This is a genomic window from Micromonospora sp. B9E7 (assembly GCF_039871815.1).
In the GTDB taxonomy this organism is placed as follows: Bacteria; Actinomycetota; Actinomycetes; order Mycobacteriales; family Micromonosporaceae; genus Micromonospora.
Window position 1 is genome coordinate 1 of sequence record NZ_JBDPLX010000017.1, and the last position, 13,862, is coordinate 13,862.

The window sequence follows — 13,862 nt, forward strand, 5'->3', positions numbered from 1 at the left end:
GGGGTGGGACGTGCTCGGGCGGGACGGGGGTCAGGGTGGGTGGGACGGGGAAGGTGCGGAGGTCCGGTCGGCGGCGCGTGGTGGTGGGGTGTGGTGATCGACGGCGGGACTGGTCGGGGTTACTTGAGCTGCCCTGCCGTGAGGCCTGTCTGCACCTGGCGCTGGAACGCCACGTACACGGCGAGCACCGGCAGCACCGCGATGCTCAGCCCGGCGAAGAGCCGCGCGTAGTCGCCGGCGTAGCCCTGGCTCACCGAGAGCGCGAAGAGCCCCTGCGCCAGCATCCACTTGGAGTCGTCGCCCTGCATCAGCACCTGCGGCAGCAGGAACTGGTTCCAGTGGCTGAGGAAGTTGAAGATCGCGACGCTGATCAATCCCGGACGCGCCATCGGCAGCATCACCCGGAAGAAGAGCCGGAAGTGCCCGCAGCCGTCGACCATCGCGGCCTCTGCCACCGCAGTCGGCAGGGTCCGGAAGAACGCGGTCAGGAAGAACACCGTGAAGGGCAGCGAGTAGGCCGCGTACACCAGGATCAGCCCTTTCCAGGTGCCGAAGAGGCCGGCGTCGCGGACCACGAAGAAGAGCGGCACCAGGGCGAGGAACACCGGGAACATCAGGCCGCCGACGAACAGGTAGTAGACGACCTGACGGCCGCGGAACTCGTAGCGGGCGAAGACGTACGCGGCGGTCGCGCCCATCAGCATGGTGAGTGCGACCGAGCCGGTCACCACCACCAGGCTGTTGAGGAAGTACCGGCCGATGTGCGCGCCCGTCCAGGCCCGCGCCCAGTTGTCCCAGTGCAGCGCCCCGGGGAGCCCCCAGGGGTCGGCCAGGATCTCACCGTTCGTCTTGAACGAGCTGACGAACATCCACAGCAGCGGGAGCACGGTGAGCAGGCCCCAGAGCAGCAGGAAGCCGTGCGAGAGGGTGTTTCCGAAGCCGAGTTCCCGGCGCACCGGGCGGTCCCGACCGGCGGTCGACGTCGGCGCGGGGCTGGTGGACTGATCCAGAGTGGTCACGAGTACTCGATCCGATCGCGCCGGCCGACCCGCAGCGACAGCACTGCCACCGTGAGGGTCAGGAAGAACATCACCACGCCGATCGCCGAGGCGTAGCCGAACTTGGTCTCGCTGCCGAAGGCGGTGTCGTACATCCGTACGCCGATGACGTCGGTGGAGAAGTTCGGGCCTCCATTGGTCATCAACTGCACGAGGATGAACCCGTCCAGGGCGAAGATGGCCAGGTAGACCCAGGCGACCTGGATGGTGTCCCAGAGCAGCGGCAGCGTGACCCGGCGCAGCGTGGTGAACCGGGACGCGCCGTCGAGCAGCACCGCTTCGTAGATCTCCTTCGGCACGGCCGACATGGCGGCACCGAACAGCACCACGTAGAAGCCGACGTTGCTCCAGACCATCACCGCCAGGACGCACCAGAACGCGGTCGCCGGGTCGCCGAGCCAGGTCGGCGCGGGTAGCCCGACCGCGCGCACGATGCCGCTGAGCAGACCCTGGTTGGGGTGGTACACCTCTTTCCAGAGCAGCGCGATGATCACCACCGAGAGCACCTGCGGGAAGAAGTACACCGTGCGGTAGAGCGCCCCGCCGCGTACCCCGGTCACGCCGGCGCGGCCCTTGCGCCCACCGAGGGCGAGCATGCTGGCGAAGAAGAGCCCGAGCACGATGGTCAGCACCGGCACCAGGCCCAGCAGGATCGCGTTGTTCTTCAGCGCGTTCCACACGTAGTCGTCGTGCCACAGCGTCTTGAAGTTCGCCAGACCGACCGGGTTGGCGTCGGCGGAGTAGCCGAGCCAGTCGGTGGTGGAGATCTGGAACGCCTGCAGGTACGGCGAGACGACGAAGAACACGTACAGCAGTACCGGCGGCACCAGGAACACGACGATCAGCGGCCACTTGCCATGTCTCACGAGGAGGACCTCTTCCGTTGGGGCACGGCCGGTGGGGCGGACCTATCCCCCACCGGCCGGCCGGGCCGTCAGGCCGCTCGCTTGTACTTCTTGATCGAGCTGTCCTGGGCGATCGAGTCGGCGCCCTTCTGACACTGGTCGAGGAATTCCGCGGGGCTCGTCCGGCCGCTGAAGAACTCGCCGCACGCGGCGTCGACGAGGTTGCGCTCCAACTTGCGGTAGTAGTTGTTGTAGACCCAGTTGAAGCCGTTGGCGCCGGACGCGTCGAGGGCCTTGACCACGCTGTTCAGCCCGTACGGCAACTCGACGCCCTCGGTGGCCCCGGCGACCACGGTGAGGCTGGCGACCTTCTTCGTGAAGTCCTGCGCGCCCTTCTTGGAGAGCATCGTCCGGAAGTACTCCAGGCCGCCGGCGAGGTTGCGGGCCTTGGCGGGCACCATGAACGGTTCACCGGCGGTGCCCCGGAGCGCCTCGAACGGCAGCTTGTCGCCGCTGCCCAGGCTCGGCGTCGGCGCGATGGTCATGTTGAACCCGGCCGGGGTGACGTCCTTCTGCTCGCTCTCCAACCAGGAGCCGCAGGAGATGAAGGCGGCCTTGCCCTGGCACCAGGCGGTCTGTGACTGCTTGTGATCCAGACCGGACGAGCCGTCCAGGATGTATCTGTCCTTGACGATCTGGTACCAGGCGTCGGCGGCGGTCCGCATCGATTCGGACTTCCAGGCGTTCGGTTCCAGGTTGTCGATGGCGGTCGCCACCGACGGGCCGCCGAGCTTGATCGCGGTGGCGATCACCGGCCAGCTCATGTAGCGCGGGTGCAGGCCGGCGTACGTCCACGGGGCGATGCCGGCGGCCTTGATCTCCTTGCAGAGCGCGATGTGCTGGTCCCAGGTCTTCGCGTACTCCCAGGAGCGGTCGGTGAACAGCTTGCTGGAGTGCCAGATGCCGTAGGCGGTGTACGTGTAGTTGAGGACCAGGAACCTGCCGTCGTACGAGCCGACCTCGACCGCGCCGGGCAGCAGGGTGTCCCGGACCGTCTTGCCGGGGACGTCGAGGCTCGGCGCGGCGAGCAGCTCACCGAGGTCGGCGACGGCGTTCTGGCTGACCAGCCCGTTGAAGTCGATCTGGCCCGCACCGGAGTTGTTGACCACGTCCGGTGGGGTGCCGTCGACGAAGCGCGGCTGGAGGGTCTTGCTGATCTCCTGCGTGACGGAGTGCTTGACCTTCGCCTTCGGGTACCTCTCGGTGTACATGGCCTCGTGGGCCTTGGCGTACTCCTCGCCGAACCCGCCGCCGAAGATCACCACCTCGAGTGGGGCGTCCTCCTTCACGCCGAGCGGGTTCTCGGCGCTCTTCGTGCCCTGGTAGGTGCCGGCGTCGCTCTTGTCACCGCCGCCGCCGGTGACGCAGCCGGCCAGCAGAGCGGCAGCGGGGGTGGCCAGCACGCCGGCGGCAGCGGTACGCCGCAGGATGTCACGCCTGTTCATCGGTTCTCCTCGGGTCGGGTCGGGCGGGCCGCCGATGTCAGGGGGAAGGCGACCGCCGCGCGAGGCGCGTTGATTCTCTTCAGTTCATGCTCTGTTGCTGAAGAATTTCTACGACAGCCGGGCCCGGACTTCAAGTCCTGACGGTCGAACCGTTATCGCCACCAGCGACTGTCGAGTCGCCTAGCCTGGGGCGATGCGCCGCCTGCGCCAGCTAGCCGAGCGCACCCCAGCTGGGCGGGACCGGTACGTCGACCTGCTCCGCGCGCTCGCCATCACGATGGTCATTATCGGACACTGGGTCGTCACGGTCATCGAGCGTGACTCGGACGGACGAGCCACCGGGCACTCCGCGCTCGGTGATCTACCCTGGGCGTACCCGCTGACCTGGCTGGCGCAGGTGATGCCCGTCTTCTTCCTGGTGGGGGGCTATGCCAATGCGGCCTCGCTGACCCGGTTGCGGGCGCGCGGCGGCGACGCCGCCGACTGGCTGCTCGACCGCAGCGCCCGACTGGTCCGCCCCACCAGCATGCTGCTGCTGGTGCTCACCGCCGCAGCGGCGGTCGCCTGGCTGCGCGGCGCCGACCCGACCTGGATCCGCGAGGTGTTCTGGTTCGCCACCATCCCGCTCTGGTTCCTGGTCGCCTACCTGGCGGTGGTCGTGCTCACCCCACCGATGTACGCGCTGCACCGCCGCTTCGGCCTGGCGGTCCCACTGGCCCTGGTCGCCCTGGTCGGCCTCGGCGATCTCGGCCGGCTGACCGGGCCGGAACCGCTGAGCTACGGCAACTACCTCTTCGGCTGGCTGGCCGTCCACCAGCTCGGCTTCGCCTGGCACGACACTCACGCCGCACCGCCGCCCGCCGGTCAGACCGCGCCACCATCCGCGGAGGCCGACGCCGCCGGGCCGTCGGGACCCGAGCGCCCGGCGGTACGCCGACGACGACTGCCCACCTCCCGCCGGGCCGGCCTGGCCTTCCTGGCCGTCGGGCTGGGCGCGCTGCTGCTGCTCACCGTGCTCGGGCCGTGGCCGGTGGCCATGCTCAAGGTGCCCGGCGAACGGCTCGACAACGCGGCGCCACCCAGCCTCGCGCTGCTGGCCGTCGCCGCCGGCCAACTCGGCGTGATCCTGCTGCTCCGCGGCTCGGCCGAGCGGCTGCTGCGCCGCACCGGCCCCTGGCAGGTGGTGATCGGGGTCAACCTGGTGGTGCTGACCATCTTCCTCTGGCACCTGACCGCCGCGATCCTGCTGATCGGATTGCTCGACGCGACCGGAACCCTGCCCACCCCGGTGGTCGACTCGGCCAGTTGGTGGGCGTGGCGAGTGCCGTGGCTGCTGCTGCTCACCGCCGTCCTGGCGGTGCTGGTCGCCATCTTCGGGCCGGTCGAGGCACGAAGTGGCCGACACCGTACCGCTCGTCGGGCAGGTCGGGGCACACCGGCCAAGGCGGCGGCGACCGTCGCCGGCTACGCCGCCGTGGTGGCCGCGCTGCTGCTCAACAGCACGACACCACAGGATTCCCCGGAACCGCTCGGCACACCGGTCGGGGCGCTGCTGGCGTACGCGGCCGGAGCGGGTGCGCTGCGACTGCTCAGGTCCGGGTGGGGAACCCGACGTTGACACGGCCCGGCAGGGGGCGCGACGGCAGGTGCAGCACGGCGACGACCACCGCGAAGGCCACCCAGCCGGCACCGAGCGCCAGGGCCGAGGAGACCTCCTGAAGGAAGTGGTACGCGGTGAGGAAACCGACCAGCGCGAGGCTGTTGCGGGCGAAGTGCCGACTGAACTCGAACAACTGGCGGCGCGCCTCGACAGCGACCAGCACCCCCGAGTACGGGAAGGTCACCACCATGCCGCGCAACACGGCACCGAGCAGTGTGGTGAGGACCGCCCCCACGAAGATCACCACCAACTTGAGCAGTGCCGGCAGCCTGTCCCGGCGATCGTCGATCGAGGTGTCGACGACGGCGGAGGCGTCTCCAAGAACCGGTTCGGCCGCGGGGGCGTCGGCGGGGGTGCGGACGGTTCGCGCGCGTGCGCGACGGCGCAGCAGCAGCATCGCCGCCAGCCAGAGTACGAGCGTGCCGGCGAGGGCCGCCTCGAACGGAATCTCGACGGCCAGCAGGCCGGCGCTGAGCACCACGTAGACAGCGATCCCCGCGCCGTCGGCGAGCAGGATCGGCCAGCGCAGCCGCTGGTAGGTGACCGCCACGGTGACGAAGAAGAGGTTGAGCCCGAGCACGCCGAGCAGCTGCGCGCCCTCCACCCGGTGGCCGCTGCTGACCAGGGCGAGCGTCATCGGCAGCGGCAGGCTGTAGACCAGCGCCCGGAGCCGGACCGAACGGATCAGGCTGACCGCCCAGACCAGGGCCGTCACCAGCAGGACCCCACTCCACGTCATGACGCACCGCCTCCGCCCCGCCGGGCCGTCAGTCCTGGAAGGTCGCGGCGTTCGCGCAAAGGTCGAACACGCGGGTGAGGCGGGCGACATCCGTCCGGTTGACCGAGAACTGGTTCTCGCCGATCTCACCGTGCGCGGTCATGTGGGCCTCCCAACAACTCGACCCGTCCCACAGCGTCAGATTGACGTGCAGCTGGGGGCTGACCACGCCGAGGGGCAGGAGGCCCACCCGGGCGCCGGCCGCGCGCTGCTTCTCCACCAGGGCGGACAGCTCGTCGGTCAGGTTGGCGTAGACGAAGACCCGGGTGACCTGGACACCCCGTTGCAGGGCCTCCACGTTTGCCTCCCAGTAGCGCCGGCCGATCTCGCTGCGCCACCAGCTCAGCTCCCCGCTCACCCGAGGCATCACGTTGGTCAGGCCGTCCAGCCGGTGCAGACAGGTGCGGGTCGCGCCGGCCAGGTCCTCGTCCTCGTCGCCCCGCCGGATGATCCGACCGTACGCGAGTTGCTCGGCCTCCAGCCGGAACTGCTCGTACCGCCGCTGTGCCTCCACCGCGACCCGGGTCCCCGCGTGCTGCTCGGTCGCGTCCCGGATGGCCCCGACGAGCTCCGTCGTGGTGTGCGCGAGCCAGGGCGGACCGTCCAGCAGGGTCCGCAGGTGAAACCGGCGCTCCGCGCGGGCCAGCGAGTCGACCAACAGCGAGATGGTGATGCCCATCAGGCCGGCCAGCAGCGACTCCACGCCGGAGGCGGCGTTGCTGAGGTCGAGCGCGATGCTGAGAGTGATCGACAGCGTGATGCCGACCAACGCCACCGGGTCGGTGTGCGCCACCAGTCGGAGAAAGCCGCCGGAAGCGGTGCCGCCCCGCTTTCGCGGACGGGCCACGTCACGGGTCATCGAAGCTCTCCAATCAGCCGCTGTCGCCAGCGTAAACACCAGCTACAACCGCCCGTACCGCCACACCGGTAGCATCCGGCAGGTGCAGAGAGCGGACGCGTTCCCGTCGACCGGCACGGTCGCCGAGCGGATCACGCAGGACGTCCGGGCCTGGGTCTGCTCCACCGCGCTGCGCGGCCTGGTCCGCCACTTCGGCGGTGACTGGCCGGCCGGTGACCTCGACGCGGTGCTGCGGTTCCTGGACGACTTCTCCGCCCACCACTGGGATTTCCGGGGCGGTCGGGAGCGGCCCGACGCTCGGGAGCCGGACCTCGATCCGGCCACCGCGGCGCTCGTCCTCGACGCGGCTGCCACGCTCGGGCTGATCCACCCGGCACCGCCGGCCCGCCCGGCCTACGCCCACCTGGTGGTCCTCGGCGGCCTGGCGCACGCCTGCGTCCGCCGCGTCGGGTACGCCGCGCACCTGCTCCGCGCCGGCCTGGCGGTGAGTGGCGAGGTCGCCGTGTTGGGCAGCTTCCGGCCGCTGTCGGACTGGGAACGCCGGACCCTGGCCGACGCGGGCCTGCCGGCCGACGACACCGAGGTGGACGTGCTGGACACCGCCGTCCGGCGGATGTTCGGGGTCTCCACGCCGGCGGAGCAGGCCGGCGTCGACGCCGGCCACCCGCACCACTCCTGGTCGTCGCGGACCTATCGGCCGGCGGGCCTCCCACCGGTACGGGTGCTGGCCGCGCCGTCCAGCGAACCGGACCGGCGGCGAGCGCACACCGCCGACACGCAACGGTTCTGGGCCGGGCACGTCCGACTCGCTCCCGGCGACGAGGTGCTGACGGTCACCGCCCCGATCTACGTGCCGTTCCAACACTGCGACGCGCTGCGCACCCTGGCCCTGCCCTACGGCTGCGACATCGACACGGTCGGGGTGGACCCCGCGGCGGCCGACCTGGCGGTCCTACCCGAGCAGACCCTCACCCCGGGCCGTTACCTGCAGGAGATCCGCTCGGCGATCCGCTCGATGCGCGCCCTGCACGCCGGGCTGCGCCCACGCTGACGGCAACGCCCGGCGGCATCCGCGCCGGGCATCAGCCTGCGGTGTCGGCGACGGCCTGGGCGAAGACCTCGGAGCGGTGTTCGAAGTTGCGGAACCGGCCATAGCTGGGCGCGGCCGGCGACAACAGCACCACCCCGCCGACCGGGGTCACCTCCCGGGACAGCCGTACCGCGTCCACCAGGTCGTCGACCATCTCGGTCCGCACCTTCGGCAGGCCGGCGAGCGCCTCGACGATGCGCGCGCCGCTGTCCGGAATGCCGATCACGGTCAGTTCCCGCTCGGCCAGGTGCTCGGCCAGCGGCGTGTAGTCCAGCCCGCGATCATTGCCCCCGACGATCACCGTCAACGGCCGCCCGTCGTACGCGTCGATCGCGTGCATCGCCGCGTACGGGCTGGTGGCCAGGGTGTCGTCGACGAAGGTCAACCCGGACGGGTCGGTGATCTCGGTGAGCCGGTGGGCCAACCCCTGGAACTCGGCGACCGCGACGGCGAGGTGGTCCTTGCCGGCCACCACGTCGACACCGAGCGCGTCGAGCACGGCGAGCGCGACGGACAGGTTGCCCTCGTTGTGCCGGCCCACCAGCGGCAGCACCGCCCGCGGGAAGAGCGGCTGGTCACCGAGGTGGAACCAGGGTGTGCCGTCGGCACCGGTGGCGACGTGGGTGGTGTCGGGACGACCCGCCCGGACCGCCGGCAGCTCCCCCAACTCGGCGGCGAGCCTCGGGTCGCCACCGTTGACCACGATCGTCTGCGGGTCGTGGGCGAGCAGGTTGAGCTTGTCCCGGTAGTACTCCCGCTCCCCACCGTGCGCGTCCAGGTGCTCGGGGAAGAGCGCGGTGACCACCGCCACCCGGGGCGAGTCGGCGAGGTCGCTGCACTGGTAGCTGGACAGCTCCAGCACGTACAGCTCCGCCTCCGGCAGGTCCAGCGTCGGCACCCCGATGTTGCCGCCGAAGACGTTCGGCCGGCCCATCGCGGTGAGTAGGTGGCTGATCAGGCTGGAGGTGGTGCTCTTGCCCTTGCTGCCGGTGACCCCGACGGTGCGCGCGGCGTGGTCGGCCATCCACAGCGCGGTCCCCTGGGTCACCATGACCCCGCGTCGGCGCAGTTCGACAAGCCACGGGTGGGTCTGGGGCACGCCCGGGGAGCGGACCACCACGTCCGCGGCGGCCAGCCGTTCGAAGCCCGCCTCGCCGGTCACCAGCGGCGCGGCCTCGGCCAGCGGGCCTTCCCACGGCAGCGACAGGAAGTTCGCGCTGTCGTCGACGGCGACCAGGTCGGCCGGGCCGTGCGCGGCGATCGCGGTCACAGCGGCCCGACCCTCCCGACCGGTGCCCCAGACGGCGACGGTACGTCCGCGCAGGTCAGACAGGCGCACTGGGCTCTCCTCGGGGGTCACGGCGGCGGCAGGGCGGGCCCGGTCCGGACACGGCCGGACGAACCAGGGCCTAGTATGGCGTGTGCCCAACGAGCAGCTCCGGCGGATGGACGCCTTCACCTTCCCGTCCTACTCGATCGACTTCGCCACCGGCGAGGTGTTGTTCGACTACACCCTGACCGGTCCGGCCGGTGAGCAGCGGTTCACCGAGGTGATCACCCTTCCGCTGCCGGCGGAGCCGCCCTCGGACGAGACGGTGGCGACCCTCAACCGGGTGCTGGAGGTGCTGCACCTCGTCGCCGGCGTCAGCTACTACAAGGTCGCCGCGCCGCCCCGGCTCGTGCTGCCGGCGCCGCTGGGCGCGGCCGTCGTCGACTACGTCACGGCCATCTACACCAAGGGCCTCGCGGAGTACGCGTACCGCAACCAGCTGCCGCACGTGCTCCAGCTGCGCCCGGAGGTGCCGGCGGGCTCACCGGAGCCGCCCCGGGTGTACGACAACTCCGACCGTCGTCCCCTCTCCGCGGTCGGTGGCGGCAAGGACTCGATCGTCAGCCTGGAGGCGCTGCGGCGCGCCGAGCTGGACCCGGTGCCGTTCTCGGTCAACCCGAACCACGTGATCGTCGCGGTGAACGAGGCGTCCGGGCTGACCCCGCTGACCGCCCGGCGGCGCATCGACCCGGTGTTGTTCGACCTCAACAAGGCCGGGGCCCTGAACGGGCACATTCCGGTCACGGCGATCAACTCGCTGATCGCGGTGGCCACCGCCGTGCTGCACGGGTTGGGCCCGGTGGTGATGTCCAACGAGCGCTCGGCGTCCGACCCGAACCTGGTCTGGGACGGCCACGAGATCAACCACCAGTGGTCCAAGGGTGTCGAGGCGGAAGGGCTGCTGCGGTCGGCGCTGGCCGAACACGCCGGTCTGACCGACCCGTACTTCTCGCTGCTGCGTTCACTGTCGGAGCTGCACATCGCCCGACTGTTCGCCGAGATCACCCGGTACGACGACGTGGTGACCAGTTGCAACGCCGCGTTCAAGCTGCACGACGCGAGCGAGCGCTGGTGCCGTGACTGCCCGAAGTGCCGTTTCGTCTTCCTGGCCATGGCGCCGTTCATGTCGCGGGAGCGGGTCACGCACATCTTCGGCGGTGACCTGCTCGCCGACCCGGAGCAGATCCCCGGCTACCGGGAGCTGCTGGGCGTGGACGGGCACAAGCCGTTCGAGTGCGTGGGCGAGGTCGAGGAGTCGGTGGTGGCCCTCGGCCTGCTCGCCGAGCAGGACCAGTGGCGCGACGCCCCGGTGATCCGAGCCCTGGTCGACGCCGTGCCGGCAACGGCGTGGTCCGCAGTGGCGAACTCCGACGTCTTCACCCCCGGCGGCCCCCACCACATCCCCCCAACCTACGCAAAAACCCTAAACCTCTAACCCCCACCGGGGGTGGGGGCAGGGTCAGGGGGTTCGGACCGCTTCCAGAGCCAGTAGGGCTACGTGTAGGGAGAGGCTCGCCTCCACCGAGTCGAGGTCGACGTCGAGGATGCGGGCGATACGGGCCAGGCGTTCGTAGAAGGCGGGCCGGGACAGGTGGGCGGCGGCAGCGCCCGCGGTCTTGTTGCGGCCCTGTTCCAGGTACGCGCGCAGGGTGTCGAGCAGCTGCTCACGGGGGTGCCGGGCGTCGTACTCCAGCAGTGCGCCGAGTTCACGCTCCACGAAGGTCTGCAGGCGGGGCTCGTCACGCAGCAGGTGCAGCAACCCGGCCAGTCCGACGTGCGGAAGACGGAAGACGGGCAGATCCCGCCGGTCCCGCCGGGCGGCCTCGGCGATCTGCCGTGCCTCGACCAACGACCGTCGGGCCTCCCGCAGGTTCCCCACCCCGGACCCGGCGGCCACGATCACCGCACCCGCCCCGACACCCCGGGCCGGATCGACACCGGGTGTCGCCCGGGCCGCGCCGGCGTCGAGGCGTACCCGACGTAGTGCGCTGGCGAACGCGGACAGCGCGCGGTCCTCGGCGGCCGGGTCGGTCAGAGCCAGCAGCGCGCCCACCGAGTTGTCGTCGACCGCGCTGGTCAGCGCGTTCAGTTTCGCCTCCCGCAGTGCCTGGCCGACTGCCTCGGACAGGTCCCGCAGTCGGGCCTGAGCCGCCTCCGGGCCACTCTCCCCGACCAGGTCCTCGACCCGGTGCCGGACCATCACGCCGACCAGGTGCCGGCGGTCGAGCACCACACCGAGTGCCTTGGCCCGCAGCGCGACCTCGTCCACCGGGCGGGAGTGGTCGAGCAGCGCGGTGAGCAGGGTGCGGTGGATCTGCCGTTCCAGCCCCTCGGCGTCGCGGCGGATCAGCCGGCCCAGCGCGAGGGTGGAGGCGGCCCGTTCGATGAGGATGGTGAGCCGGGTGGGCGGGCCGGCGGTCGGTTCGCCGGAGCGGGCGCTGGGGACGTCGCCGGTGGCCGGCCATCGCAGCAGCAGCCGCCCCCAGTCCTGACCTCGCGCCCCGACGGAGGTGACCAGCCAGCCGCTGTCCGGGTCGTACGCGGTACGCCCGGTCAGCCGGATCCGCCGGGAGTGTTGCTCCCAGCCGTCGAGTAGCAGTTCGGCGCTCTCGCCCGCCGGGTCGTACCCGAGCACCTGCCGGGACAGGTTCTCCAGCACCACCGGGCACCCGGACAGCTCGGCGGCCTGCCGGATGACCTCGGCGGTGTCGGCACCCTCGACGGACAGGTCGTTGAAGCGCTGGTGGATCTCCTCGGTGGCGCGCAGCTCGGTGAGCTGCGCGTCGACGATCAGCGCGTGCACCGCCTCGGTGATCCGCACGAACGGGGTGGCCCGGCGCAGCTCCACCAGGGGAAGTCCGCGCCGGTCGGCGGCGGCGACCATCACCCGGGGCACCCCGCTGAGGTAGCGGCGGCCCAGCTCGACGACGAGGCCGGAGACGCCGACGTCGGCGAGGTCGCCGATGAACGCGCGCAGACCCGCGTCGTCCCCGGGAAGGCCGATGCCGGTGGTGAGCACCAGCTCGCCGCCGCCGAGCAGGGTGGCGATGTCCGGCACCTCGGCGATGTGTATCCACCGGACGGGTCGGTCCAGCCCCGCGTCTCCGGCGACCACGCGCGGCGCGCCGTGGCGGACGGGGTCCAGGGCGAGGACCTCACGGACGGTAGGGAACACGGCCGACACGCTACCGTCCGTGACGCCGGATCTCGAACAGCGGCCGGCGACGCGGGTGCGGCGGCTCAGTCGACGCCGAACTCCATGGCGGCGCGGTCGAGTGCCTCGTCCTCGGCGGAGGCGACACCCCGGGAGGCGATGGCTTCCGCGCCGCCCTCCGGCATGGCACCGATCAGCCCGGTCGAGGCCGCCTGAGCGGCGCCGATCACCCGCTGCGGGGCCGCGCCACCGACCATGCCCAGGGAGGCGTACTGCTCCAGCTTGGCCCGCGAGTCGGCGATGTCCAGGTTGCGCATGGTGAGCTGGCCGATCCGGTCCGACGGGCCGAACGCCGAGTCCTCGGTGCGCTCCATCGACAGCTTGTCGGGGTGGTAGCTGAACGCGGGGCCGGTGGTGTCGAGGATCGAGTAGTCCTCGCCCCGGCGCAGCCGCAACGTCACCTCACCGGTGACGGCGGTGCCGACCCAGCGCTGCAACGACTCGCGCAGCATCAGCGCCTGCGGGTCCAACCAGCGGCCCTCGTACATGAGCCGGCCGAGGCGGCGACCCTCGTTGTGGTAGTTGGCCAGGGTGTCCTCGTTGTGGATGGCGTTGACCAGCCGCTCGTACGCGGCGTGCAGCAGCGCCATGCCGGGCGCCTCGTAGATGCCCCGGCTCTTGGCCTCGATGATCCGGTTCTCGATCTGGTCCGACATGCCCAGGCCGTGCCGGCCGCCGATGGCGTTGGCCTCCAGCACCAGGTCGACGGCGCTGCCGAACTCCTTGCCGTTGATCGTCACCGGGCGGCCCTGGTCGAAGCCGATGGTGACGTCCTCGGTCGGGATCTCCACCGACGGGTCCCAGAACCGGACTCCCATGATCGGGTTGACCGTCTCGATGCCGGTGTCGAGGTGCTCCAGGGTCTTCGCCTCGTGCGTGGCGCCCCAGATGTTGGCGTCGGTCGAGTAGGCCTTCTCGGTGCTGTCCCGATAGGGCAGGCCGCGCTCCAGCAGCCACTCCGACATCTCCTTACGCCCACCGAGCTCGGTGACGAAGGCGGTGTCGAGCCACGGCTTGTAGATCCGCAGCATCGGGTTGGCCAGCAGGCCGTACCGGTAGAACCGCTCGATGTCGTTGCCCTTGAACGTCGAGCCGTCGCCCCAGATCTGGACGTCGTCGGAGATCATCGCCCGCACCAGCAGGGTCCCGGTGACGGCCCGGCCCAGCGGTGTGGTGTTGAAGTACGCCCGCCCGCCCGAGCGGATGTGGAAGGCGCCGCAGGTCAACGCCGCGAGGCCCTCCTCGACCAGGGCGGCGCGGCAGTCGACCAGGCGGCCCAACTCGGCGCCGTAGCTGAGCGCGCGACCGGGCACCGAGGCGATGTCGGGCTCGTCGTACTGGCCGATGTCGGCCGTGTAGGCGCAGGGGATCGCGCCCTTGTCGCGCATCCACGCGACCGCGACCGAGGTGTCGAGGCCGCCGGAGAAGGCGATGCCGACACGTTCGCCGATGGGCAGGGAGGTGAGAACCTTGGACACGGGGAAAATTATGCAATAGAACGTATGGCCATGCAAGTCGAAGCG

11 protein-coding genes are annotated in these 13,862 nt (G+C 70.9%); 3 read left to right on the forward strand and 8 right to left on the reverse strand.

What is annotated here, in order from left to right; genetic code table 11:
- Positions 1–119: 119 nt before the first annotated feature.
- The 3 genes from ABGB10_RS23860 to ngcE form a co-directional block, all read right to left on the reverse strand.
- Positions 120–1,019 carry a carbohydrate ABC transporter permease gene (locus ABGB10_RS23860; protein ID WP_347663188.1) on the reverse strand — a complete coding sequence of 300 codons (900 nt, stop codon included), beginning with the start codon at positions 1,017–1,019 and terminating at the stop codon, positions 120–122.
- Positions 1,016–1,924 carry a sugar ABC transporter permease gene (locus tag ABGB10_RS23865; protein WP_347663189.1) on the reverse strand — a complete coding sequence of 303 codons (909 nt, stop codon included), beginning with the start codon at positions 1,922–1,924 and terminating at the stop codon, positions 1,016–1,018. Before ABGB10_RS23865 ends, ABGB10_RS23860 begins: the two co-directional genes overlap by 4 nt.
- Positions 1,925–1,992: 68 nt before the next feature.
- Entirely contained in the window at positions 1,993–3,408 is a 1,416-nt protein-coding gene (gene ngcE, locus ABGB10_RS23870; RefSeq protein ID WP_347663190.1) for an N-acetylglucosamine/diacetylchitobiose ABC transporter substrate-binding protein, read from the reverse strand.
- 193 nt (positions 3,409–3,601) lie between these two features.
- On the opposite strand from ngcE, the gene ABGB10_RS23875 reads away from it, so the two are divergent.
- Positions 3,602–5,026 (forward strand): acyltransferase, encoded by a 1,425-nt coding sequence (locus tag ABGB10_RS23875; protein WP_347663191.1) that lies wholly within the window; start codon positions 3,602–3,604, stop codon positions 5,024–5,026.
- Here ABGB10_RS23875 and ABGB10_RS23880 read toward each other — a convergent pair.
- The gene (locus ABGB10_RS23880; protein ID WP_347663192.1) at positions 4,998–5,807 is read right to left on the reverse strand and encodes a hypothetical protein; all 810 of its coding nucleotides are present in this window, start codon (positions 5,805–5,807) and stop codon (positions 4,998–5,000) included. The genes ABGB10_RS23875 and ABGB10_RS23880 overlap by 29 nt on opposite strands.
- A 28-nt stretch (positions 5,808–5,835) precedes the next feature.
- Positions 5,836–6,705 carry a hypothetical protein gene (locus ABGB10_RS23885; protein WP_347663193.1) on the reverse strand — a complete coding sequence of 290 codons (870 nt, stop codon included), beginning with the start codon at positions 6,703–6,705 and terminating at the stop codon, positions 5,836–5,838.
- An 82-nt stretch (positions 6,706–6,787) separates the two neighbouring features.
- On the opposite strand from ABGB10_RS23885, the gene ABGB10_RS23890 reads away from it, so the two are divergent.
- Positions 6,788–7,756 carry a hypothetical protein gene (locus tag ABGB10_RS23890; RefSeq protein ID WP_347663194.1) on the forward strand — a complete coding sequence of 323 codons (969 nt, stop codon included), beginning with the start codon at positions 6,788–6,790 and terminating at the stop codon, positions 7,754–7,756.
- A 31-nt stretch (positions 7,757–7,787) separates the two neighbouring features.
- Here the strand turns inward: ABGB10_RS23890 and murD are convergent, their stop codons facing one another.
- Positions 7,788–9,134 carry a UDP-N-acetylmuramoyl-L-alanine--D-glutamate ligase gene (gene murD / locus ABGB10_RS23895; protein ID WP_347663195.1) on the reverse strand — a complete coding sequence of 449 codons (1,347 nt, stop codon included), beginning with the start codon at positions 9,132–9,134 and terminating at the stop codon, positions 7,788–7,790.
- An 82-nt stretch (positions 9,135–9,216) separates the two neighbouring features.
- Here murD and ABGB10_RS23900 point away from each other — a divergent pair, with 82 nt between their 5' ends.
- Positions 9,217–10,560: a hypothetical protein gene (locus ABGB10_RS23900; RefSeq protein ID WP_347663196.1), complete on the forward strand. Its 1,344-nt coding sequence runs from the start codon at positions 9,217–9,219 to the stop codon at positions 10,558–10,560.
- Positions 10,561–10,584: 24 nt separating this feature from the next.
- On the opposite strand, the gene ABGB10_RS23905 is transcribed toward ABGB10_RS23900, so the two are convergent.
- Together ABGB10_RS23905 and argG are read right to left on the reverse strand one after the other, a co-directional pair.
- A complete protein-coding gene (locus ABGB10_RS23905) occupies positions 10,585–12,309 on the reverse strand; it encodes a PucR family transcriptional regulator (protein ID WP_347663197.1) in 1,725 nt (574 codons plus the stop codon).
- A gap of 56 nt (positions 12,310–12,365) precedes the next feature.
- Positions 12,366–13,817, reverse strand: a complete 1,452-nt coding sequence (gene argG, locus ABGB10_RS23910) for an argininosuccinate synthase (RefSeq protein ID WP_347663198.1) — start codon at positions 13,815–13,817, stop codon at positions 12,366–12,368.
- Positions 13,818–13,862: the final 45 nt, after the last annotated feature.